At 39.7% G+C, this 252-nt stretch carries 1 protein-coding gene; it reads left to right on the top strand.

Going from position 1 to position 252, the window contains the following annotated elements; translation table 11 throughout:
* Window positions 1-252, top strand: a 252-nt coding sequence (locus SB679_RS25435; RefSeq protein ID WP_410705132.1) for a lytic polysaccharide monooxygenase, incomplete at both ends; no start/stop codon positions are given.

Below are 252 nucleotides of genomic sequence, written 5' to 3'. Positions count from 1 at the left end.
CTCATCAGATTACTGTTCCTGCTAACCGTACAGGTTATCATATAATTTTAGCAGTTTGGGATGTAGCAGATACCACCAATGCATTTTATAATGTAATTGATGTTAATGTAACGTCTGGAACAGGGGTTTCTGCACCTGCCACTCCTACAGGATTATCACAGGTTGGAGTAACCAGTTCTTCTGCTAAAATAAGCTGGAATCCGCAGTCAGATGCTGTATCTTACAATGTTTTCCGCAATGGACAAAATATTC

The sequence above is a fragment of the Chryseobacterium sp. SIMBA_029 genome, from assembly GCF_046535275.1.
Classification (GTDB): Bacteria; Bacteroidota; Bacteroidia; order Flavobacteriales; family Weeksellaceae; genus Chryseobacterium.
The sequence above is the reverse complement of the archived record's forward strand: the minus strand, read 5'-3'. Positions and strand labels throughout refer to the sequence as shown.